Genomic DNA, 20,064 nt, shown 5'->3' on the forward strand with positions numbered 1-20,064 from the left:
GAGCCGCTACGTTACGCCGAGATGCTGCACCCGGAGAATCGGTCCGATTGAGTTCTGGGACCGATAAGTTCGGCTGGCGTCGATGCCGGCTGCCGCACCAAGGCCGCCTGCAACATCCCCATGTCGGTGACCGTTCGGCGGTCGTACACTTTCCAAGTCAGAACGGCGGCAGCGGCGTAGCACATCATGAAGATCCAGAACGCATCGGTCCCACTGCCGGTGCTGAGGTAGGACTCACGCAGCGCCATATTGATTCCGACCCCGCCGAGCGCGCCGAAGGCGGCCACAAACCCGATGACTACTCCTGAGATGATGCGTGACCAGTCGCGGCGTTCGGCTTCACTGAGATCCAGGGAGCGGCTGCACGCCTCAAAAATCGTCGGAATCATCTTGTACACAGACCCGTTGCCCAACCCGGATAGGACGAACAACGCGACGAAGCAGACGAAGTAGCCGACCATGGTAGCGCCCCGATGCTGGCCGACATGTCGGCCTTCGAGGGTGCTGGCACTGATCAGCAGCCCAGCGGCGAGCGTCATCGCCACAAAGACTATAAGGGTCAAGCGGCTTCCACCGACTCGATCGGCCAGCCGGCCACCGTAAATCCGGGCCACCGCCGCCAGCAACGGCCCGACAAACGCCAACTCGACGGCATGCAGCGTCGCGCGCGCCAGGCTTTGTCCGCACGCCAGGAAGTTGGTCTGCAACACCTGGCCAAACACGAAGGAGAAGCCGATGAATGAGCCGAAAGTGCCGAGGTAGAGCAGCGAGAGCAACCACGTGTCGCGGGTCGACAGAACCGCGGAAACGATCGGCCGAAGCCGGTTCACCTGCACCCGGTGCTGTTCGACATTGTTCATGAACAGCGACACTCCGATTACCGCGATTGCCACCAGAACCACATACAGTGCGCAGACCAGGTAAGGCTTCCGCTCACCGACAGTGGCGATTGCCAACAACCCAACTAGCTGGATCGCCGGCACCCCGAGATTGCCTACCCCACCGGCAATTCCGAGCGCCGAACCCTTGAGCCGATGTGGATAGAAAGCATTGGCGTTGCTCATTGACGACGCGAAGTTGCCGCCGCCTAAGCCGGTCAGGGCCGCACACACCAGATACGGCCACAGCGGTAGCCCCGGATGGGTCAACAACACCGTTGTGCCAATGGCCGGAATTAGCAACACGATTGCCGAAAAAGTCGCCCAGTTGCGACCGCCAAAGATCGCGCTGGCCAACGCGTAGGGCATCCGCAGGAACGCGCCAAACAGCGTCGCGATGGTGCCGAGCAGAAACTTGTCACTGGTTGAAAAGCCGTAGACGTCCTGGGGCATCAGCAACTCCAGCACCGGCCAGAGCGTCCACACCGAGTAACCCAGGTGAACCGTCACGACCGACCAAAGCAGATTGCGTCGGGCAATGCCCTTGTTGCCTGCCTCCCACGCTCCTAGATCCTCGGGATCCCAATGCGTGATGTGACGTGAGCCACCCAGGCGCCTGAGCGAAGGGGCCGCGGGACTGCGCGGCGACTCCTCGCGTTGCAGCAGCGTGTGCTGTTCCATCACCCTCCTTGTTCCCACCCTGGTGCGAATGCGGGCCGGCCTACCAGGGTGCCAGCCTTGCGTGTACGAAGTTGTTTCCTGGCAGCCTGAAACTCCTGTAGAACTCCTGTAAAAGTGCTGAAGGCAATACACAATTGGGCTCGCCCTTGAGCCGAGAAGACCTAAACCCTACATGTAAAGCTGCGCTGTTGTCCTCGCAGCAAGAAAACAGCGAAAGCTATTGTGCTCGAGTACTACTGATGGGGGATCGAGCCGAGCGCCTCGAGCTTGCCATCTGATCCGATGTGGAATCGCACCGTGCCGATGCCGGTGGGACAGCACTCCTGGTCGCTGCCGATCTGCCATTGGTACTGAACCGTCACGGTGTCATCGCCTGCAGGCAATACGGTGATGTAGGGCTTCGGATTCCGAGTCGGCGAGCCCAGCGGGATGTTGCGGTCGAAGAACAACAGCTGTTGGGGAGTCGACTGGGAGGCAATTGTCGGGATGATTTGCACCCAATGCAAGCGGCAGTTGCGGGTATGTCCTCGGGTGATTTCGACCCATTTGGAGCCCGGTACCACGATCGGGACCGCAGCGATGGCCTGCCGTACCGTGTCAGCGGTCGGCCCGTCGGAATCCTTGCAGGTGTTCGGTGGTGACGGTCGTGTTGTCGGCGGCTTCCAGGCGCAACCGGAGGCGCCCAGCCCCACAATCAGTGCCAACAGTGCCAACAGTGCCAGAATCGGGACGGCGCTACGCTGACGACGCACGTCACGAGCTTAGCGAAAACTGGGAATTTCCCCTACGTTTCATCAACGCCTCAGGTGTCGATCCTAAAGCGCGGGTGCCGCCGGTATTCTTGCCCCAAATCGGTCGGTTGACACCCGATGCGGTCGGCGAAGCCATCGGCATCGCGGCCGACGACATCCCGATGGCGGCACGCTGGATCGGCAGCCGACCATGCTCGCTCATCGGCCAGCCCAACACGATGGGCGACGAAATGGGTTACCTGGGACCAGGTCTAGCGGGTCAGCGGTGCGTTGATCGATTGGTCATGGGCGCCAGTCGATCCACCTGCTCCCGATTGCCGGTCATCGCGTCCGTCGACGAACGGCTGTCGGTGCTCAAACCAGTTCGGCCGCGCCTGCATTCAATCTCATTCATCTTTAAGGGCCGCCCCGGGGAGGTGTACCTGACGGTCACCGGTTACAACTTTCGCGGTGTGCCGTAGTTCGGGGTGTGCTCGACCTGCCTCGCCGAGCGCCCCCGACAATCGGGTCGCCATCTATGAAAGGACATCTAGCAACATTCGGCCACCCAGCGCTTCCGACATACCGAGGATCATGGTTGAGTCGGGAACCGGGATCCCCCTACCGGCTTCCTGCTGGAGCCGGACGAGATCGAGGCGATGCATGCCGAAGGATTCCTCGCCGCACTGGATCTGGCACTCTTCTGCGGCCAGGGCAGCGCTGTACGTTCGCGGCAAACGCCGACCCGATGGCCAAGGGCGTCGATCGTGCGCTCTGCGAAATCGTGGCCGAACGCCGGCAACTGGACCTGGACCTGGCCAAAGCCCAAGTCCGGTCGGCGCTCGCCAACCAGCGTTACCATCGCGACGTCCATTAAACCCAGCACGGTCACGAACGGAGGTTGTGATGAGCGACGCCCGCGTGCCACGGATCCCGGCCGCGTTGTCCGCACCAAGTCTCAACCGTGGAGTCGGCTTCACCCACGCGCAGCGGCGGCGGCTGGGGCTGACCGGCCGGCTTCCGTCGGCCGTGCTCACGCTCGACCAACAGGCCGAACGCGTATGGCATCAGTTGCAGAGCTTGGCCACCGATCTGGGCCGCAACCTGCTTCTCGAACAGCTGCACTACCGCCACGAGGTGCTGTACTTCAAGGTGCTGGCCGACCATTTGCCCGAACTGATGCCGGTGGTGTACACGCCCACCGTTGGCGAGGCAATCCAACGCTTCTCCGACGAATACCGCGGGCAACGCGGACTGTTTCTGAGCATCGACGAACCCGACGAAATCGAGGAAGCCTTCAACACGTTGGGGCTGGGGCCCGAGGACGTCGACCTGATCGTGTGCACCGATGCCGAGGCGATCCTGGGTATCGGTGACTGGGGTGTGGGTGGCATCCAGATCGCTGTGGGCAAATTGGCCCTCTACACCGCCGGCGGCGGCGTCGATCCGCGCCGCTGCCTCGCGGTGTCTCTGGATGTCGGCACCGACAATGAGCAGCTGCTGGCCGATCCGTTCTATCTGGGCAATCGCCACGCCCGGCGGCGCGGTCGGGAATACGACGAGTTCGTCAGTCGCTATATCGAAACGGCTCAACGGTTATTTCCGCGTGCCATTCTGCATTTCGAGGACTTCGGGCCGGCGAACGCGCGGAAGATCCTAGACACATACGGCACGGATTACTGCGTGTTCAACGATGACATGCAAGGAACCGGCGCGGTGGTCTTGGCCGCCGTATACAGCGGTCTGAAGGTTACCGGTATCCCGCTGCGCGATCAGACAATAGTCGTCTTCGGCGCAGGCACCGCAGGGATGGGGATCGCCGATCAGATCCGGGACGCGATGGTGGCAGACGGTGCCACGCTCGAGCAGGCGGTGTCCCAGATCTGGCCGATCGACAGGCCGGGCCTGTTGTTCGACGACATGGATGACCTGCGCGACTTCCAAGTGCCGTACGCGAAAAACCGCCACCAGCTCGGTGTGGCCGTCGGGGATCGGGTCGGGCTGAGCGACGCGATCAAGATCGCATCGCCCACTATCCTGCTCGGCTGCTCAACGGTCTACGGAGCGTTCACCAAAGAGGTGGTCGAGGCGATGACGGCGTCCTGCAAACACCCGATGATCTTTCCGCTGTCCAACCCGACGTCGCGCATGGAAGCCATCCCCGCCGACGTGCTGGCGTGGTCGAATGGCAGGGCGCTGCTTGCCACCGGCAGCCCAGTCGCCCCAGTGGAATTCGACGAAACCACCTACGTCATCGGTCAGGCCAACAACGTGTTGGCGTTTCCCGGCATCGGACTGGGCGTCATTGTCGCTGGTGCCCGGTTGATAACCAGGCGCATGCTGCATGCAGCAGCGAAGGCCATTGCGCACCAGGCCAATCCGACAAATCCCGGAGACTCGCTGTTGCCGGATGTCCAAAATCTGCGGGCCATCTCGACAACGGTCGCCGAAGCTGTCTATCGGGCCGCCGTCCAAGACGGGGTGGCTTCCAGGACGCACGACGACGTCAGGCAGGCCATAGTCGACACCATGTGGCTCCCGGCATATGACTAACCGCGCACTCGACGGTCATCGCTGTAGGCAGCCTCTCGCTTAGCGTCGCTGCCCGCGGTGTGCACGTCACGCGGAAACCATCGCCAGCCGGCGAGAAACACGACAGCCAGTGTTGCAGTGGCGACGAGCAACGCCACCCGAATGCCTTCGATGAAATCCTCCTCCGCAATCGCGACGGGGTCGCGATGCTCAATGTGCCGCCGGGGGACGATTCCGCCCACATGCGCTCGCGGATTGGCACTGTCGATAATGATCTCGGCAAGGACGTGGCGCTGGACCGGGTCGGGCACCGCGCGCTCCAGATGGGGCTCGAGTGTGGCCGAAAGCCAGGCGGCAAGGACGGAGCCCAAAACCGCGAACCCGATCGTCGAGCCGATCGCCCGCTGAGCACTCATGATGCCGGACGCCATGCCCGCACGCTCGGCGGGGACCGCGGTCATGGCGACGGTCGTGATCGGCGTCAGGCACAACGCGACGCCGCTCCCGCACAAGCCCAGCCCGACCAGGACCAGGGCCGAGCTCCGGTGCTCGCTGAAGATGAGCATGAGCAGACCCAGCATCAACATGCACAGCCCCGCCAGGATGGGAACGCGTGCTCCGATCCGGCCAACCAGGTGCCCAACAAGTGGCGACACGATGGCCACGGCCGCACTGAACGGAAGGATCATCAGGCCGGTCACGCTCGGGGTATAGCCGCGCACGTTCTGCAGGAACTGGGTGGTGAGCAGCAGCATCCCATAGACGGCGAAGAACACCGTGCAGATGGTCGCGATGGCCAGGGCGTATGAGGTGTCGCGGAACAGGGTCAGATCCATCATCGGATTCGATGATCTGCGCTCAAGCCAGACGAACAGGGCGCAGCCGACGGCGGCTGTCCAGAGCATCACGATGGTCTGGACAGACGTCCAGCCGATCTGGGGGCCTTCGATGACCGCATACACCAGGGCACCCACGGCAACGATGAACAGCAGCTGCCCGGACAGATCGAAGCGGCGTGCCCGCTCGTTACACGACTCCTCGACGTAGCACAAAGTCAGGAAGAGGACGAGTGCGCCCATGGGCAGGTTGACATAGAAGATGCTGCGCCACCCCCACTGGTCCACCAGCAGACCGCCCAGTGTCGGGCCCGTCGTCGTACCGATGCTCGCGATGGCGGTCCAGATCCCGATGGCGCGCGCCTTCTCCTTCGCCTCCGGAAAGGCCGCGCTGACCAGGGCGAGCGAGGTTACGCTGACGGCCGCCGCACCTAGGCCCTGCGCGCCCCGCGCGGTGGTGAGCACCGCGATTGAGGGCGCCAACCCGCAGGCGATAGATCCCAGCGTGAACAACGAAACACCTATCAAGTACCAGCGGCGCCGACCGTAGAGGTCGGCAAGCGTCGCCGCCGACATGATGAAGACCGCCATTCCGAGGCTGTAGGACGCCACCACCCACTGCAGGCCGTCCTCCCCCACCGCGAAACTGCGCTGGATGTCGGGCAGCGCCACGTTCACGATCAGTGCATCGAGAAAGATCATGAACAGGCCCAGGCCAGTGGCGATGAGCGTGAGGAGCTGCGTGCGGTTCATGCGGGCCCCGATCTACATGGATTTCGGTGGCGATCTGTGACCAGACACTAGGCTGCGCCAGCGACGGCGTCAGCCGCTTCGGTCGATTCGAGCCGAATGGTCGACGGCTGCGGAACCGACCGCAAAACTGGGGCAAAAGGTTCACCGCGGGTGTAAGCCAGCTAGGCGAACCGATCCCGCTGGCCCATGGCCTATAGTGGGCCCATGCAACAGGCCATACAGCTGCGCTTTATCCTCCCGCGCCGCCTCGCCGTGGGCTGTTGTTGTTGTTGATTCCTGGCGTCCACAGCAATCCTCGCGCTCTTGCCCGCAAACGGGTGGAAATCGGTGTTCGCCCGCGGCGTACAGCCGCCGCGCACTCACGAGTCGTTCAGAAAGATCAACAGCCATGACCGTGCCCACGGATGCAGCCATCGACTTCGACGTCAGCTGGGAGGCCAACTGGGCCTGGACCGACACTGTTGGGCGTAGCAGATGAGCATCGCCGAGGACATCACCCAACTCATCGGGCGCACACCGCTGGTCCGACTGCGCCGAGTCACCGACGGCGCCGTTGCCGACATCGTCGCCAAGCTGGAATTCTTCAACCCGGCCAACAGCGTAAAAGACCGTATCGGGGTTGCCATGCTCCAAGCGGCCGAGCAGGCAGGTTTGATCAAGCCGGACACGATCATTCTCGAACCCACGAGCGGTAACACCGGCATCGCCCTGGCCATGGTTTGCGCGGCACGCGGCTACCGGTGCGTGCTGACCATGCCCGAGACGATGAGTCTGGAGCGCCGGATGTTGCTGCGCGCATACGGTGCTGAACTCATCCTCACTCCGGGTGCGGACGGCATGTCAGGTGCCATCGCCAAGGCTGAGGAGCTGGCCAAGACCGATCAACGCTACTTCGTGCCCCAGCAATTCGAGAACCCGGCGAACCCGGCCATCCATCGCGTCACGACCGCCGAGGAGGTCTGGCGTGACACCGACGGCAAGGTCGACATCGTCGTCGCGGGAGTCGGCACCGGTGGCACCATCACCGGCGTCGCGCAGGTCATCAAGGAACGCAAGCCGTCGGCCCGGTTCGTGGCCGTAGAGCCGGCCGCGTCGCCGGTCCTTTCTGGTGGCCAGAAGGGACCGCACCCGATCCAGGGCATCGGCGCCGGGTTCGTCCCGCCGGTACTCGACCAGGACCTAGTCGACGAGATCATTACCGTCGGTAACGAAGACGCGCTCAACGTGGCGCGCCGGCTGGCCCGGGAAGAGGGCTTGCTGGTCGGCATCTCCTCGGGCGCCGCCACAGTGGCCGCTCTTCAGGTGGCCCGCCGGCCAGAGAACGCCGGGAAGCTAATCGTCGTAGTGCTCCCCGACTTCGGCGAACGATATCTGAGCACACCGTTGTTCGCCGACGTGGCTGACTAAGCCATGCTGACGGCCATGCGGGGCGACATCCGAGCAGCCCGGGAGCGGGATCCGGCGGCCCCTACCGCGCTGGAAGTCATCTTCTGCTACCCGGGCGTGCACGCCGTGTGGGGCCACCGCCTCGCCCACTGGCTGTGGCAGCGTGGCGCCAGGCTGCTCGCGCGGGCAGCTGCCGAATTCACTCGCATCCTGACCGGTGTAGATATCCACCCCGGTGCCGTCATCGGTGCTCGCGTGTTCATCGACCACGCGACCGGCGTGGTGATCGGAGAAACCGCGGAGGTCGGCGACGACGTCACGATCTATCACGGCGTCACTCTCGGCGGCAGTGGCATGGTTGGCGGGAAACGCCATCCCACCGTCGGTGACCGCGTGATCATCGGCGCCGGGGCCAAGGTCCTCGGTCCGATCAAGATCGGCGAGGACAGCCGGATCGGCGCCAATGCCGTCGTGGTCAAGCCCGTCCCGCCGAGCGCGGTGGTGGTCGGGGTGCCCGGGCAGGTCATCGGCCAAAGCCAGCCCAGTCCCGGCGGCCCGTTTGATTGGAGGCTGCCCGATCTCGTGGGAGCCAGCCTCGATTCGCTGCTCACCAGGGTGGCCAGGCTGGAGGCCCTCGGCGGCGGCCCGCAAGCAGCAGGAGTCATCCGGCCACCCGAAGCCGGGATATGGCACGGCGAGGACTTCTCGATCTGAGGCAATACCCGGCCGCCGACAATGCCTTCTTCGGCGCCGCCCACCGACGCGCATCATCGGCTGCTAGCCCCCGCACCGGGTTCCGTCCTCGCCGAATTCACCTCGGGCCGGAGGTTGAGCTGCTTGGGCTTCGGCAGCCGAAACCGGGGCGATACAAACGTGGGTTGCGGATACGACCGCTTTGCGACGCGGTTTGTCCAACGCAGGCTTGGAAAACTTCTCCAAGCACGAGCGAGATTACTGATTCGAATTGGCTCTTGACAGCACCGGCGAAGAGGTGTAGAGATGCGAATCACTATGTGGACAGCAATCTTTGGAAAGCTCTTGCTGTCAAATCCGTCACGAACCTATGCTTAGCGATACCTTGCGCCAAACATGCAGTCGCTTGACCGTTGAGATCGCTGAGGTATCGGCCATGGATGTCCCTCACGAGCAGCCAGCCCTCTCTTCGAGCAAATCGAATCGCTTTACTTCGCAAAGGCAAACAACTGGTGTGGGAACCACCACTGTTGAACGGCTCGAACCGCGGTTATCTCCCGCGTCCCGCCACATCACTGAGGCTAAAGCTTTCGGCACCGAGTGCCACGTAAGTTCCTTTACCCGTGAGCAGGATCCCGACAGGGCGGTCCGTGTGGAGCAGATCCACGGTGAAGCGTATGTCGCCGCCGGCCATGTGTACGAATCTGCGCTCGATGAATTGGGCCGGCTGGACAATTCCAACGCCGAGTTCATCCTCGACAAGGCACGCGGTAGCACCCGAGAAACCGAGGTCATATACCTGCATGCGGTTCCCGCGGAGCCCCTCTCCGGCAGCCAAGGCGAAGGAGGCCTGCGAATAGTCGGCATTTCCGCTGTGGGGTCAATTGACGACCTCAGTGCATTTAAGGCCGCCAAACCGTCGATGGGCCTGGCGCATCAACGCAAGCTTTATGACGCGATCGAAGACCTGGGTCACGGCGGGGTCAAGGAGATTGCGGCATTATCGGTTACGGCCGATGCCCCTCCCACGGTGTCGTATTCGCTCATCCGGGAGGTTTTGCGCTTGTACCACCGAACCGGCGAAAAATTGATAATCACATTTGCCATGCCAGCATACGCCAAGATGGTGATGAATTTTGGTCGATTTGCGATGCCTCAAGTGGGCGAACCGTTCTATGCGCACAGAAATAATGACCCTAGGACATCGAATGATCTCTTGCTGGTTCCCTCAATAGTCGAGCCATCGAATTTTCTCGAGAATATTTCCCGCGGGGTCGTGACAGCGGATGACGGCCCGACCGCGCGAAGGCGATTCGCCACCCTATGCTATATGACCGACGGCCTTGATGACTATTTCATGCCGTTGACTCGGCAGGTCCTTAGCGAAGGAATCCAAGACATCTGAGTTCTGGAAGCGGTAATGGGCGGTCGGGCGTGCGCAACTCCGGCAACAAACAGCTTGGAGCTTTTACGCGAAGCGGGATTCACTATCCGAACCAGACCGCTCGGCAGGGGCATAGCAATAAGCTTCAACCGATTGACGCATTGTGCGAACTGACGGCGCCCGCGCATGGCCAATCCGGAAGACCATCATTGGCCAGTGGCCGGGCGCTAACAGGTTCCAGCCCCCCACCAGTGCCGCTCGAACATGCGGTGCAACCCATTCGCAGGCCGGCAGGGAAAGCACCGCGGAAGCCGCAAAGGGCTGCAGTTCCGCGCCCAATAGTGTCGTCCGCAACCAGATGCGCTCGAAAACCGCGCCGGCAGTCAGCGCACCCGACGCGAGGTCGAGAGACGTCGTCAGCGCGCCCACATGGGGTGCCAATCGGCACGGCAGGTAGGCCGCGCGCAACCCGAGCGCGTGGTGCATGCCCACGGTCCGCAGGAGGCGCAGCACCCGCCAATGCCGAAGCCCACGAAACATCGGGCGCATCCACGCTTCAACCTCAAGAGACCCGGGCGGCAACCCATCGTCGCTGCTCGCGGTCCAGCCAATGTCGAAGCGGACGGCCGAAAAGAGTTCTTCGTGTAGTTCACGAGATCGAAAGCGCTCAGTTTCGGCCAATCTGACCAACCGAAGGATCTGTTTCCTGGTCTCTGGCGAGTCAAACCAATGCAGTTGGATCCCGTCAATGCCGGTGGCCTCCGCCGAGAGTGCACCCAATTCGCCCTGCGAAAGTGGCGGTCCACGAAAGCGAACACGCCGGTTGGTGCGCCTTCGCTCGATCGCGACCTCGATTGGATCCACCCTGGTTTGTGGCAGGCGATCCACGTCGATCTCCGCCACCAGCCCCGGATTCCCGCTATCCGGAAACCAGCACACCTTCGTTTCAAAACCAAGGCGTCCAGCGCGCAGCTTCACGTTTTCGACAGCCGCACCGATCGCGACCAAACTCATGATGCGGCGGTGCTCGGGGGCGGACCTCCAAGTCTGATCGCCCCACAACCGCACCCGCCTACCGGCATGTTCGAGCTGGACTTCGCGCCGGTTGTCCGCGGATGGCGCCAGCGCCGCCGCCTCGACGAGCGACAGGAATTCAGCAGGATCCAGACCCGTCATACCCGGGCCCCAGCGGCCGGCACGCATTGCCGTGGCAGAGTGGTCGCGCCGACGAACAGTGCGGAAGCGATATGTCTATCCCATGTTCGCTCAAACAGCGGTGCGCTGGCAGTATCTGAGTACACCATTCTAGGTGCAGCTCCCAACTAGTAGCTCGGTTCCGTCCTGTGATACCGCAGTCCCGGTATTACCCCCGCCGATCGTCGATTTATGTAGCGGGCCAGCAATCGCCGCTTGACTCTCTGTAGAGGGTGGCGATTTCCGCACCGTAAACGCTTCCGAACATAGATGCTGCGGTAAGCATCGAACTGATGAAAGTAGGGAGCAGCGTAAACGCGCCCATGTCCGAGCAGAATCTTCAACACCTCGGCCGCCACCACACCGGAAGCCAGATGACAGGCGAGGCCAACCGATGGACCCGTGCGATTTTCGATGTCGACGTAGGACAGATCTATGGAGCGCCGATGCGTCGCGGATGGTGCTATTCCAGCTATAAATGCGACGAACTTATCCACCGTGTTCATCGCATCAGACAGATCGAAATACCGATCGAACGTCATACCCTTAGGATCGAAAACGACCCAGGCCGTACTGAACCCGAGCGGGCCAGCGCCTAGCGCGTAGATTCCCCGCTGCTGTGCTTCACGATAGAGCAGGCGACGCAAATCGATTTCGAACGCGTCGATGCCGTCCACCAAAACATCTGCTCCCTCTAGAAAGGTAGCTGCATTCTCTTTCCCAATAGGTTCGCAGAAAGCACGGATTTCTGCTTCAGGGTTAATATCATGAACGATATTGCGCATGACCTCTGCCTTGGCCTGGCCGTTGGTCGAGCGCATAGCGCCGTACTGCCGATTCGAGTTGCGTATTTCGAAGACGTCCGGGTCTGCAATGGTGAACTTTCCTATTCCCATCCTTGCGAGGGCGACCATGTCAATTCCCCCAACCCCACCCATCCCAGCGAGTTACGTCCAGGGGTGTGGTGTACGGGCAGGTAAGGCCGGTGGGCGTGTCGTAGCCCAGTAGTGGGCGGTCATCGCGTGATCCTTCGAAACGACCAGCAAAAGTCAATCGAAGGAAATGACGCAATGACCTCTTCTCATCTTATCGACACCGAGCAGCTTCTGGCTGACCAACTCGCACAGGCGAGCCCGGATCTGCTGCGCGGGCTGCTCTCGACGTTCATCGCCGCCTTGATGGGGGCTGAAGCCGACGCCCTGTGCGGAGCGGGCTACCGCGAACGCAGCGATGAGCGGTCCAATCAGCGCAACGGCTACCGCCACCGTGATTTCGACACCCGTGCCGCAACCATCGACGTCGCGATCCCCAAGCTGCGCCAGGGCAGCTATTTCCCGGACTGGCTGCTGCAGCGCCGCAAGCGAGCTGAACGCGCACTGACCAGCGTGGTGGCGACCTGCTACCTGCTGGGAGTATCCACTCGCCGGATGGAGCGCCTGGTCGAAACACTTGGTGTGACAAAGCTTTCCAAGTCGCAAGTGTCGATCATGGCCAAAGAGCTCGACGAAGCCGTAGAGGCGTTTCGGACCCGCCCGCTCGATGCCGGCCCGTATACCTTCCTCGCCGCCGACGCCCTGGTGCTCAAGGTGCGCGAGGCAGGCCGCGTCGTCGGAGTGCACACCTTGATCGCCACCGGCGTCAACGCCGAGGGCTACCGAGAAATCCTGGGCATCCAGGTCACCTCCGCCGAGGACGGGGCCGGCTGGCTGGCGTTCTTCCGCGACCTGGTCGCCCGCGGCCTGTCCGGGGTCGCGCTGGTCACCAGCGACGCCCACGCCGGCCTGGTGGCCGCGATCGGCGCCACCCTGCCCGCAGCGGCCTGGCAGCGCTGCAGAACCCACTACGCAGCCAATCTGATGGCAGCCACCCCGAAGCCCTCCTGGCCGTGGGTGCGCACCCTGCTGCACTCCATCTACGACCAGCCCGACGCCGAATCAGTTGTTGCCCAATATGATCGGGTACTCGACGCTCTGACCGACAAACTCCCCGCGGTGGCCGAGCACCTCGACACCGCCCGCACCGACCTGCTGGCGTTCACCGCCTTCCCCAAGCAGATCTGGCGCCAAATCTGGTCCAACAACCCCCAGGAACGCCTCAACCGAGAGGTACGACGCCGAACCGACGTCGTGGGCATCTTCCCCGACCGCGCCTCGATCATCCGCCTCGTCGGAGCCGTCCTCGCCGAACAACACGACGAATGGATCGAAGGACGGCGCTACCTGGGCCTCGAGGTCCTCACCCGAGCCCGAGCAGCACTGACCAGCACCGAAGAACCCGCCAAGCAGCAAACCACCAACACCCCAGCACTGACCACCTAGACTGCCACCCGAAGGATCACGCGAGGAACCTTCACTCGTACACCACGTCCCTGGCCTTGGCCTCCCAGCGATTGCAACGCGACTATTCCGAAGCCGTTGTTGTTCGGTTGGGCTAATCAATCCAAGGTTGCGACAGAAAGCTTCGTCATAAGACCATGGTGCGCTTTCTTTCACCCGTCCAGAGTCGGGGGCATCCGCACCGGCTCGCATCGCATCATCCTCCCACGACGGGCCGCTCATCAGCTTGGGCCATTTCAATGTACTTGATACCCCGCGCTGCGGGTAGGCCACTGCGACGATTCAAACACGGTGTCACACGGTGAATAGTGTCGAGATGGGCTCTGATCAACCGTCGCAAACCCGGTTTCGCATCGATAGCGGAATCGCACCGGGTTGCATGGAGGCTGCTGACCTTGGAAAACAAGATGTATTCATTACGACAAAACAAGCGCCGCGGAAACTTTGCACGCTCGAGCATTCCGCCGCGGCTCACGCACATCCTGGCCGCCTTCCCGCAACCGTCCCCCGGAATTACTGATCAAACCCTGGGTTTACCAACTTCCGGGCATGGGGCGAAGGTCGACAGCCAGAACATGGCCGTGCGTGATATGGGCATTCACGGGACGGAGCCGCTAAGGAGACCGGTACGATTCAATCTCCATATGAGCGGTGCGGCGGCTGTTGTCAGGTACGTTGAACACCGGTGGCGATCGGGTGCCGGCAGGTTGGTCTTCTCCTGTGATGCGAGCGCGCCTCCGCGCCAACCACCGCGTGCGAAGCAGGTGCTGATGCCACAGTGCTGATGTCACAAGGAACCGCGAGGGGGTCCCGGACCCTACATGGTGCCGGGCGAAGTCCACATGAGTGATACGCCGTCAGGCCCGCACCCAATCATCCCGCGGACGATTCGCCTGGCCGCGATTCCCATCTTGCTGTGTTGGCTGGGATTTACCGTTTTCGTCAGCGTCGCCGTTCCTCCGTTGGAGGCGATCGGTGAAACCCGGGCCGTGGCAGTTGCCCCCGACGATGCGCAATCGATGCGTGCGATGCGACGTGCCGGAAAGGTGTTCAACGAATTCGATTCCAATAGCATCGCGATGGTCGTCCTGGAAAGCGATCAACCACTAGGCGAGAAGGCCCATAGGTATTACGACCACCTGGTCGATACGCTCGTACTGGACCAGAGCCATATCCAGCACATTCAAGACTTTTGGCGTGATCCCCTGACGGCGGCGGGTGCGGTCAGCGCAGATGGTAAGGCGGCGTACGTTCAACTTTACCTCGCCGGCAACATGGGTGAAGCACTCGCAAACGAATCCGTTGAAGCCGTCCGGAAAATTGTGGCGAATAGTACACCGCCGGAAGGCATCAGAACCTATGTCACCGGACCGGCGGCCTTGTTTGCCGACCAAATCGCCGCCGGTGACCGAAGCATGAAGCTGATCACCGGATTAACGTTCGCGGTAATCACCGTGTTGCTGCTGCTCGTCTATCGCTCGATCGCCACCACGCTGCTGATTCTTCCCATGGTGTTTATTGGACTCGGCGCGACGCGTGGCACCATTGCCTTTCTTGGATACCACGGAATGGTCGGCCTTTCGACTTTTGTGGTCAATATCCTCACGGCACTTGCCATTGCTGCCGGTACAGACTACGCGATCTTCCTGGTCGGCCGCTATCAAGAAGCCCGCCATATCGGCCAGAATCGCGAAGCCTCTTTCTACACGATGTACAGGGGCACCGCTAACGTCATTCTCGGATCGGGACTGACCATCGCCGGCGCAACATATTGTCTGAGTTTCGCCCGGCTGACGCTGTTTCACACCATGGGGCCTCCGTTGGCAATAGGCATGCTGGTTTCGGTCGCGGCCGCGCTGACCCTGGCGCCCGCCATCATTGCCATCGCCGGCCGCTTCGGCTTGCTCGACCCCAAGCGAAGACTGAAGACCAGGGGCTGGCGTCGTGTGGGTACCGCAGTCGTGCGCTGGCCCGGGCCAATTCTGGCCACGTCGGTCGCGCTTGCCCTGGTGGGATTGCTCGCACTACCGGGCTACCGGCCCGGCTATAACGATCGCTACTACCTGCGCGCTGGCACGCCTGTCAACCGCGGGTATGCGGCCGCCGACCGGCACTTTGGCCCAGCCCGGATGAACCCCGAGATGCTGCTGGTCGAGAGCGATCAAGACATGCGAAATCCGGCCGGGATGCTCGTCATCGACAAGATCGCCAAGGAGGTCCTGCACGTGTCCGGGGTCGAGCGGGTGCAAGCGATCACCCGGCCGCAGGGGGTGCCCCTTGAGCATGCGTCGATTCCCTTTCAGATCAGCATGATGGGTGCCACCCAGACGATGAGCCTGCCCTACATGCGCGAACGCATGGCCGATATGTTGACCATGAGCGACGAAATGCTGGTTGCGATCAATTCCATGGAACAGATGCTCGACTTGGTGCAGCAGCTCAACGACGTTACCCATGAGATGGCAGCCACGACGCGCGAGATCAAAGCTACTACCAGCGAACTGCGAGATCACCTTGCGGACATCGACGATTTCGTCAGGCCGTTGCGTAGCTATTTCTACTGGGAGCACCATTGCTTCGACATTCCGTTGTGCTCGGCGACGCGATCACTGTTTGACACCCTAGACGGCGTCGACACGCTGACTGACCAATTGCGGGCCCTTACCGACGACATGAATAAGATGGAGGCGCTCACACCGCAATTTCTCGCACTGCTGCCGCCAATGATCACGACCATGAAGACCATGCGGACCATGATGTTGACCATGCGATCAACAATAAGTGGCGTACAAGATCAAATGGCCGATATGCAAGACCATGCGACTGCGATGGGGCAGGCCTTCGACACCGCAAAAAGCGGCGATTCATTCTATCTTCCTCCGGAAGCCTTCGATAATGCAGAATTCCAGCAAGGCATGAAGTTGTTTTTGTCGCCGAATGGTAAGGCGGTGCGCTTCGTAATTTCCCACGAGAGCGATCCAGCAAGTACTGAAGGTATCGATCGCATCGAAGCGATAAGGGCCGCGACCAAAGATGCCATCAAGGCGACACCATTGCAAGGCGCTAAAATCTATATCGGTGGCACGGCTGCGACCTACCAAGACATTCGAGACGGTACCAAGTACGATATCCTCATCGTTGGTATAGCCGCGGTATGCCTGGTATTTATTGTCATGCTCATGATTACCCAGAGCCTGATTGCGTCACTCGTCATTGTTGGCACGGTACTTCTGTCATTGGGTACTGCGTTCGGACTGTCCGTGCTCATCTGGCAGCACTTTGTCGGTCTCCAGGTGCATTGGACGATCGTCGCGATGTCTGTCATCGTCTTGCTGGCCGTCGGTTCTGACTACAACCTCCTTTTGGTGTCCCGGTTCAAGGAGGAGGTCGGCGCTGGATTAAAGACCGGGATCATCCGGGCGATGGCCGGCACCGGCGCAGTTGTCACGTCGGCCGGTCTGGTATTCGCGTTCACCATGGCGTCCATGGCCGTCAGCGAACTCCGCGTTATCGGACAGGTCGGCACCACCATCGGGCTCGGTCTACTTTTCGATACCCTGGTGGTCCGATCGTTCATGACGCCATCCATCGCAGCGCTGCTAGGTCGCTGGTTCTGGTGGCCGAACATGATCCACTCGAGACCCACCGTCCCGGAGGCGCACACACGCCAGGGCGCTCGCCGAATTCAGCCGCATCTGCACCGGGGTTGATATGCACTTCGGTGCCGTGATCGGCGCCCGGGGTGTTCGTCGACCATGCGACCGGCAACGCGGCCTTGCGCACAGGCGCGATCGCTCATTCGTGCCCGGGCGGTCGAAGACCAAGAGCGCGCAGCAGTTGGTCGCGGTCCCACGGCCGGCCGCTGCCACTAGCATTGTCGCCGGATGCTGTCAGCAGCCCATTTCGAGCTCGAAGCCCGGACAACTTCTTTAGCGTGTGGCGCAACCCCCGAAGACTCGTCAACGGAAGAAGCAGTAGCTGCTCATCGCGCCCGCCATCAGCCCGGCGCGCCGAGTTGCCCGGGTCGGCCGGGTTGCCCTGGTGTGCCGCGTTGCCGGGGTTGGTCGTCGCGTGCATCGCCTGCGCCTTGGTCGCCGGCGTCGAGCCGGATTCGGCTGCCACCGCAGACGTGGTAGCCGGCGACACCGCAGGTGCCGTGGCTACCGCAGGTGCCACCTGTTCACCCACTCCGCCGATAGCACCGGAATGGCCTTCACCGCCGAGCCCCCAGTGCCCGCCAACCCACGGAGCCCCACCGAAGCCGGGCATCAACCCGCCCTCAGCAGAAGCGCCCGCAGCGCCGGTGCTCAGACCGCCGTCACCGCTGGCCATGCCGACTCCGCCGTCCCCGCGAACAGACCCGACGATGTCCCTGCCAGTCCCGGCACCACCGACTGCGTCTGCGCTGCCGGCCCCAGTCCCATTGCCGGCTGCGCTACCGACCCCAGCACCACTGCCACCCGGGTCCGCGACACCGGCGGCACCTGTTGCGCCGCTGCCGTGCGAAGCAGAAACGCCGCTGCCGTGCGCGGCGCCAGCCACTCCGGGGTTACCGTCGGTGCTGCCGAGCTGGCCGGCCCCATGCTGCTCGCCGACCTGACCGTTGCCGATCGGTCCGCCGTCCCAGCCCTTTCCGCCAGCCTGGCCGACACCGCCAAACCCGCCGGCACCGCGAGATTGCCCGGTGCCCGTCCCCCCAGTGCGATCTTGGGCGAGTTCGCTGACCACGCCCTGCGCTTTCTGCAGCGGCAAGGCGTTGGCGGCCTCAGCCATGGCATACGCCGCCGCGCCCTCTTGCAGGATCTGTACAAACCGGTCGTGAAACAGCGCCGCTTGAGCGCTAATGGCCTGATAGGCCTGCGCCCGCGCGCCAAACAACGCCGCGATGCCAGCCGACACGTCATCGCCGCCGGCAGCCAGCACTCCTGCCGTCGGGGCGGCCGCAGCGGCGTTGGCCGCGCGCATAGTGGAGCCGATCGCGGCTAGCTCCCCGGCCGACGCCGCCAGAACGTTCGGGGCCGCGGTAACGTGCGACATAAGCGAGCACCTGCCCGTGTTGCCAACTCGCTGTGACCGGATCGCTGGTCGACCCGCGTTGTCACCGCGAATCCTATCGCGATCGACCAGGAACATCCCAGCATTCAGGCATGCCTACTGCGCCTCACACTGAAGTGTCGAGGTCGGCGGAGTCCCGGCATCATCAGGCGAGTGGCATGCACTCACCAACCGCGGCCAGCTCGGCACCAGCTTGGTGTCGGCGCACAGAGCTGTTCGGGCCCATACGTCGACGTAGCCGAACCCGCCCCGACTCTCGTCGGACACGTTCTGCTGTTTGGCGTGGCCGAACGATCAGATCTCGTCGCGCCGAACGTGTATTGCCGGGCCGGTGGAAGAGTCTGCCGGGAGAAAAAGGAAAAGCCCTGCAGAGACTGGTGTGACACGCCTTGCGCAGCCACGCGGTCGGAAAACCGAACCTTAGCTCATCAGAACCCAACACAAGAGGCGGGACAAGCCGAGTTCAAGCCGAACGCCCTGCTCCCCCGGGAGGACTCGAACCTCCAACCCTTCGGTTAACAGCCGAACGCTCTGCCAATTGAGCTACAGGGGACCGCCTGGTCCGTGCGAACGCTGGCGCAGTCGCGGGACGACTCTAGCGTACTGGTGTGACGGCGCCCAACTAGGGAGATTCCTTACCGATGGGAGCAGGCTGATGGCAGCAGGCACGATGCCAGTAGGTGGTCGGCAGCACGTTTTCGAGAAGCTGGCCAGCATCCTGGGCTTGGTCGCCGCGCCGCTCATGCTCCTTGGATTGAGTGCCTGCGGCCGCAGCGCCGGCAAGACCAGCGAACCGACCTGCCCCACGGAGCCGATCGATGCGGCCGACAGCTCGACAACACCGGACCCCTCGTGTGTGGTGCGGGCCACTGAGATCAACGGCAACGGGTCGCGCATCCAGACCTGGACCGGCAGCTATGATGCGGCCGCAACCCAGTCCGGTGGTGTGTGTGGTGGCACCTGCAACTTCCACGCCACAGTGCGGTTCACGGTCGACGAAGGCCAGATCTCGGGCAGCGTCGATCAGGTCTATCAAGCGGCGATGGTTGCTATCGCAACACGCCCCACTTCGCCATCTCTGGCACCATGACGATGACGCGGTGACCATCGCGTGATCCAAGACGTACCTGACGGGCAATAAGCCGATACCAAAGCCGAGCCCGCATCACGCCGAAACAACCGCGGAGTATCTGCTCGGCGTCGTGAATTGGGTGACCAAGTGGAACCTCGATTGCGTCGAAGGCTGCAAATAGGACATCGGGTACCGCATAACCGGATCGGGCGCGCGTAGCCAGGCGTGTAAGGCAGGATGGATGCAACCGCACCGTTAGTCGGAGGGACCGCATTGATCGGGTATGTCGCCGTGTTGGGACTGGGTTACGTGCTGGGCGCAAAAGCCGGGCGCCGCCGCTACGAGCAGATCGCGAGCACCTATCGCGCACTCACCGGCAGCCCCGTGGCCAGGTCGATGATCGAAGGCGGGCGTCGCAAGATCGCCAATCGGATCTCACCCGATGCTGGGTTTGTGACCCTGGCCGAGATCGACAACCAGACCGCCGTTGTCCAGCGCGGGGTCGAGCGGCAGCCGAAAACCGCGCGCTGACC

General features: G+C 62.5%; 15 protein-coding genes, 1 tRNA gene and 4 pseudogenes. 12 read left to right on the forward strand and 8 right to left on the reverse strand.

Annotated elements, in window-relative coordinates; all coding sequences use genetic code 11:
- Window positions 1-11: 11 nt before the first annotated feature.
- Entirely contained in the window at window positions 12-1,559 is a 1,548-nt protein-coding gene (locus tag FF952_RS12350; RefSeq protein WP_003903850.1) for a nitrate/nitrite transporter, read from the reverse strand.
- Between the two features lie 233 nt (window positions 1,560-1,792).
- Window positions 1,793-2,311 carry an LppP/LprE family lipoprotein gene (locus FF952_RS12355; RefSeq protein WP_003904820.1) on the reverse strand — a complete coding sequence of 173 codons (519 nt, stop codon included), beginning with the start codon at window positions 2,309-2,311 and terminating at the stop codon, window positions 1,793-1,795.
- Window positions 2,312-2,385: 74 nt separating this feature from the next.
- Between FF952_RS12355 and FF952_RS12360 the strand changes: the two genes are divergently transcribed.
- The 3 genes from FF952_RS12360 (at window position 2,386) to FF952_RS12370 (ending at window position 4,843) form a co-directional block, all read left to right on the forward strand.
- Window positions 2,386-2,772 carry a hypothetical protein gene (locus tag FF952_RS12360; RefSeq protein ID WP_003411975.1) on the forward strand — a complete coding sequence of 129 codons (387 nt, stop codon included), beginning with the start codon at window positions 2,386-2,388 and terminating at the stop codon, window positions 2,770-2,772.
- A gap of 266 nt (window positions 2,773-3,038) precedes the next feature.
- Complete coding sequence (locus tag FF952_RS12365; RefSeq protein ID WP_003916988.1) at window positions 3,039-3,167, forward strand: hypothetical protein; 129 nt, start codon at window positions 3,039-3,041, stop codon at window positions 3,165-3,167.
- Between the two features lie 29 nt (window positions 3,168-3,196).
- On the forward strand, window positions 3,197-4,843 hold the full coding sequence (locus FF952_RS12370) for an NAD-dependent malic enzyme (protein WP_003411979.1): 1,647 nt from the start codon (window positions 3,197-3,199) through the stop codon (window positions 4,841-4,843).
- On the opposite strand, the pseudogene stp reads toward FF952_RS12370, so the two are convergent.
- Window positions 4,797-6,411 (reverse strand): annotated as a pseudogene (stp, locus tag FF952_RS12375) (multidrug resistance protein Stp). The gene FF952_RS12370 and the pseudogene stp sit on opposite strands and share 47 nt — an antisense overlap.
- Window positions 6,412-6,615: 204 nt before the next feature.
- On the opposite strand from stp, the gene FF952_RS20815 reads away from it, so the two are divergent.
- The 4 genes from FF952_RS20815 to FF952_RS12390 all read left to right on the forward strand — a co-directional run bounded on the left by FF952_RS20815 (window position 6,616) and on the right by FF952_RS12390 (window position 9,895).
- Complete coding sequence (locus FF952_RS20815) at window positions 6,616-6,684, forward strand: Rv2334A family Cys-rich leader peptide (protein ID WP_306921051.1); 69 nt, start codon at window positions 6,616-6,618, stop codon at window positions 6,682-6,684.
- Window positions 6,685-6,885: 201 nt separating this feature from the next.
- Window positions 6,886-7,818 carry an O-acetylserine sulfhydrylase gene (cysK, locus tag FF952_RS12380; protein WP_003899275.1) on the forward strand — a complete coding sequence of 311 codons (933 nt, stop codon included), beginning with the start codon at window positions 6,886-6,888 and terminating at the stop codon, window positions 7,816-7,818.
- A 3-nt stretch (window positions 7,819-7,821) separates the two neighbouring features.
- Window positions 7,822-8,511, forward strand: a complete 690-nt coding sequence (cysE, locus tag FF952_RS12385; RefSeq protein ID WP_003411985.1) for a serine O-acetyltransferase — start codon at window positions 7,822-7,824, stop codon at window positions 8,509-8,511.
- 415 nt (window positions 8,512-8,926) lie between these two features.
- On the forward strand, window positions 8,927-9,895 hold the full coding sequence (locus FF952_RS12390) for a hypothetical protein (protein WP_003411992.1): 969 nt from the start codon (window positions 8,927-8,929) through the stop codon (window positions 9,893-9,895).
- Between the two features lie 63 nt (window positions 9,896-9,958).
- Here FF952_RS12390 and FF952_RS12395 read toward each other — a convergent pair whose 3' ends face one another.
- Together FF952_RS12395 and FF952_RS12400 are read right to left on the reverse strand one after the other, a co-directional pair.
- Window positions 9,959-11,077, reverse strand: a complete 1,119-nt coding sequence (locus FF952_RS12395; protein WP_003412001.1) for a nitroreductase family protein — start codon at window positions 11,075-11,077, stop codon at window positions 9,959-9,961.
- Window positions 11,078-11,196: 119 nt separating this feature from the next.
- A pseudogene (locus FF952_RS12400) lies at window positions 11,197-12,015 on the reverse strand (ThiF family adenylyltransferase); the annotation flags it as partial.
- A gap of 123 nt (window positions 12,016-12,138) precedes the next feature.
- Between FF952_RS12400 and FF952_RS12405 the strand changes: the two are divergent.
- A complete protein-coding gene (locus FF952_RS12405; RefSeq protein WP_003904572.1) occupies window positions 12,139-13,386 on the forward strand; it encodes an IS256-like element IS1081 family transposase in 1,248 nt (415 codons plus the stop codon).
- A gap of 63 nt (window positions 13,387-13,449) precedes the next feature.
- Here the strand turns inward: FF952_RS12405 and FF952_RS12410 are convergent.
- Window positions 13,450-13,626 (reverse strand): annotated as a pseudogene (locus tag FF952_RS12410) (ThiF family adenylyltransferase); the annotation flags it as partial.
- A 599-nt stretch (window positions 13,627-14,225) separates the two neighbouring features.
- Here FF952_RS12410 and mmpL9 point away from each other — a divergent pair.
- Window positions 14,226-17,114 (forward strand): RND transporter MmpL9, encoded by a 2,889-nt coding sequence (gene mmpL9, locus FF952_RS12415; protein ID WP_003899278.1) that lies wholly within the window; start codon window positions 14,226-14,228, stop codon window positions 17,112-17,114.
- Window positions 17,062-17,170: pseudogene (locus FF952_RS12420) on the forward strand (serine O-acetyltransferase); the annotation flags it as partial. The gene mmpL9 and the pseudogene FF952_RS12420, both read left to right, overlap by 53 nt.
- 29 nt (window positions 17,171-17,199) lie before the next feature.
- Here FF952_RS12420 and FF952_RS12425 read toward each other — a convergent pair.
- Both FF952_RS12425 and FF952_RS12430 read right to left on the reverse strand, forming a co-directional pair.
- The gene (locus tag FF952_RS12425; RefSeq protein ID WP_003412039.1) at window positions 17,200-18,441 is read right to left on the reverse strand and encodes a PE family protein; all 1,242 of its coding nucleotides are present in this window, start codon (window positions 18,439-18,441) and stop codon (window positions 17,200-17,202) included.
- Window positions 18,442-18,939: 498 nt separating this feature from the next.
- Window positions 18,940-19,012, reverse strand: a tRNA-Asn gene (locus FF952_RS12430).
- Between the two features lie 117 nt (window positions 19,013-19,129).
- On the opposite strand from FF952_RS12430, the gene FF952_RS12435 reads away from it, so the two are divergent.
- Together FF952_RS12435 and FF952_RS12440 are read left to right on the forward strand one after the other, a co-directional pair.
- Complete coding sequence (locus FF952_RS12435) at window positions 19,130-19,549, forward strand: hypothetical protein (RefSeq protein ID WP_003412042.1); 420 nt, start codon at window positions 19,130-19,132, stop codon at window positions 19,547-19,549.
- Window positions 19,550-19,804: 255 nt separating this feature from the next.
- Complete coding sequence (locus FF952_RS12440; RefSeq protein ID WP_003412045.1) at window positions 19,805-20,062, forward strand: hypothetical protein; 258 nt, start codon at window positions 19,805-19,807, stop codon at window positions 20,060-20,062.
- The last annotated feature ends 2 nt before the right edge of the window (window positions 20,063-20,064 follow it).

It is taken from the genome of Mycobacterium tuberculosis complex sp. N0072 (genome assembly GCF_030323725.1).
GTDB lineage: Bacteria > Actinomycetota > Actinomycetes > Mycobacteriales > Mycobacteriaceae > Mycobacterium > Mycobacterium tuberculosis.

Coding starts and splice junctions, on each gene's coding strand:
- FF952_RS12435 (WP_003412042.1), top strand. CDS start 19,130: ATGCCAGTAGGTGGTCGGCAGCACGTTTTCGAGAAGCTGGCCAGCATC.
- FF952_RS12425 (WP_003412039.1), bottom strand. CDS start 18,441: ATGTCGCACGTTACCGCGGCCCCGAACGTTCTGGCGGCGTCGGCCGGG.
- FF952_RS12350 (WP_003903850.1), bottom strand. CDS start 1,559: ATGGAACAGCACACGCTGCTGCAACGCGAGGAGTCGCCGCGCAGTCCC.
- FF952_RS12365 (WP_003916988.1), top strand. CDS start 3,039: ATGGCCAAGGGCGTCGATCGTGCGCTCTGCGAAATCGTGGCCGAACGC.
- FF952_RS12405 (WP_003904572.1), top strand. CDS start 12,139: ATGACCTCTTCTCATCTTATCGACACCGAGCAGCTTCTGGCTGACCAA.
- cysE (WP_003411985.1), top strand. CDS start 7,822: ATGCTGACGGCCATGCGGGGCGACATCCGAGCAGCCCGGGAGCGGGAT.
- FF952_RS12370 (WP_003411979.1), top strand. CDS start 3,197: ATGAGCGACGCCCGCGTGCCACGGATCCCGGCCGCGTTGTCCGCACCA.
- FF952_RS12390 (WP_003411992.1), top strand. CDS start 8,927: ATGGATGTCCCTCACGAGCAGCCAGCCCTCTCTTCGAGCAAATCGAAT.
- cysK (WP_003899275.1), top strand. CDS start 6,886: ATGAGCATCGCCGAGGACATCACCCAACTCATCGGGCGCACACCGCTG.
- mmpL9 (WP_003899278.1), top strand. CDS start 14,226: ATGGTGCCGGGCGAAGTCCACATGAGTGATACGCCGTCAGGCCCGCAC.
- FF952_RS12395 (WP_003412001.1), bottom strand. CDS start 11,077: ATGCGTGCCGGCCGCTGGGGCCCGGGTATGACGGGTCTGGATCCTGCT.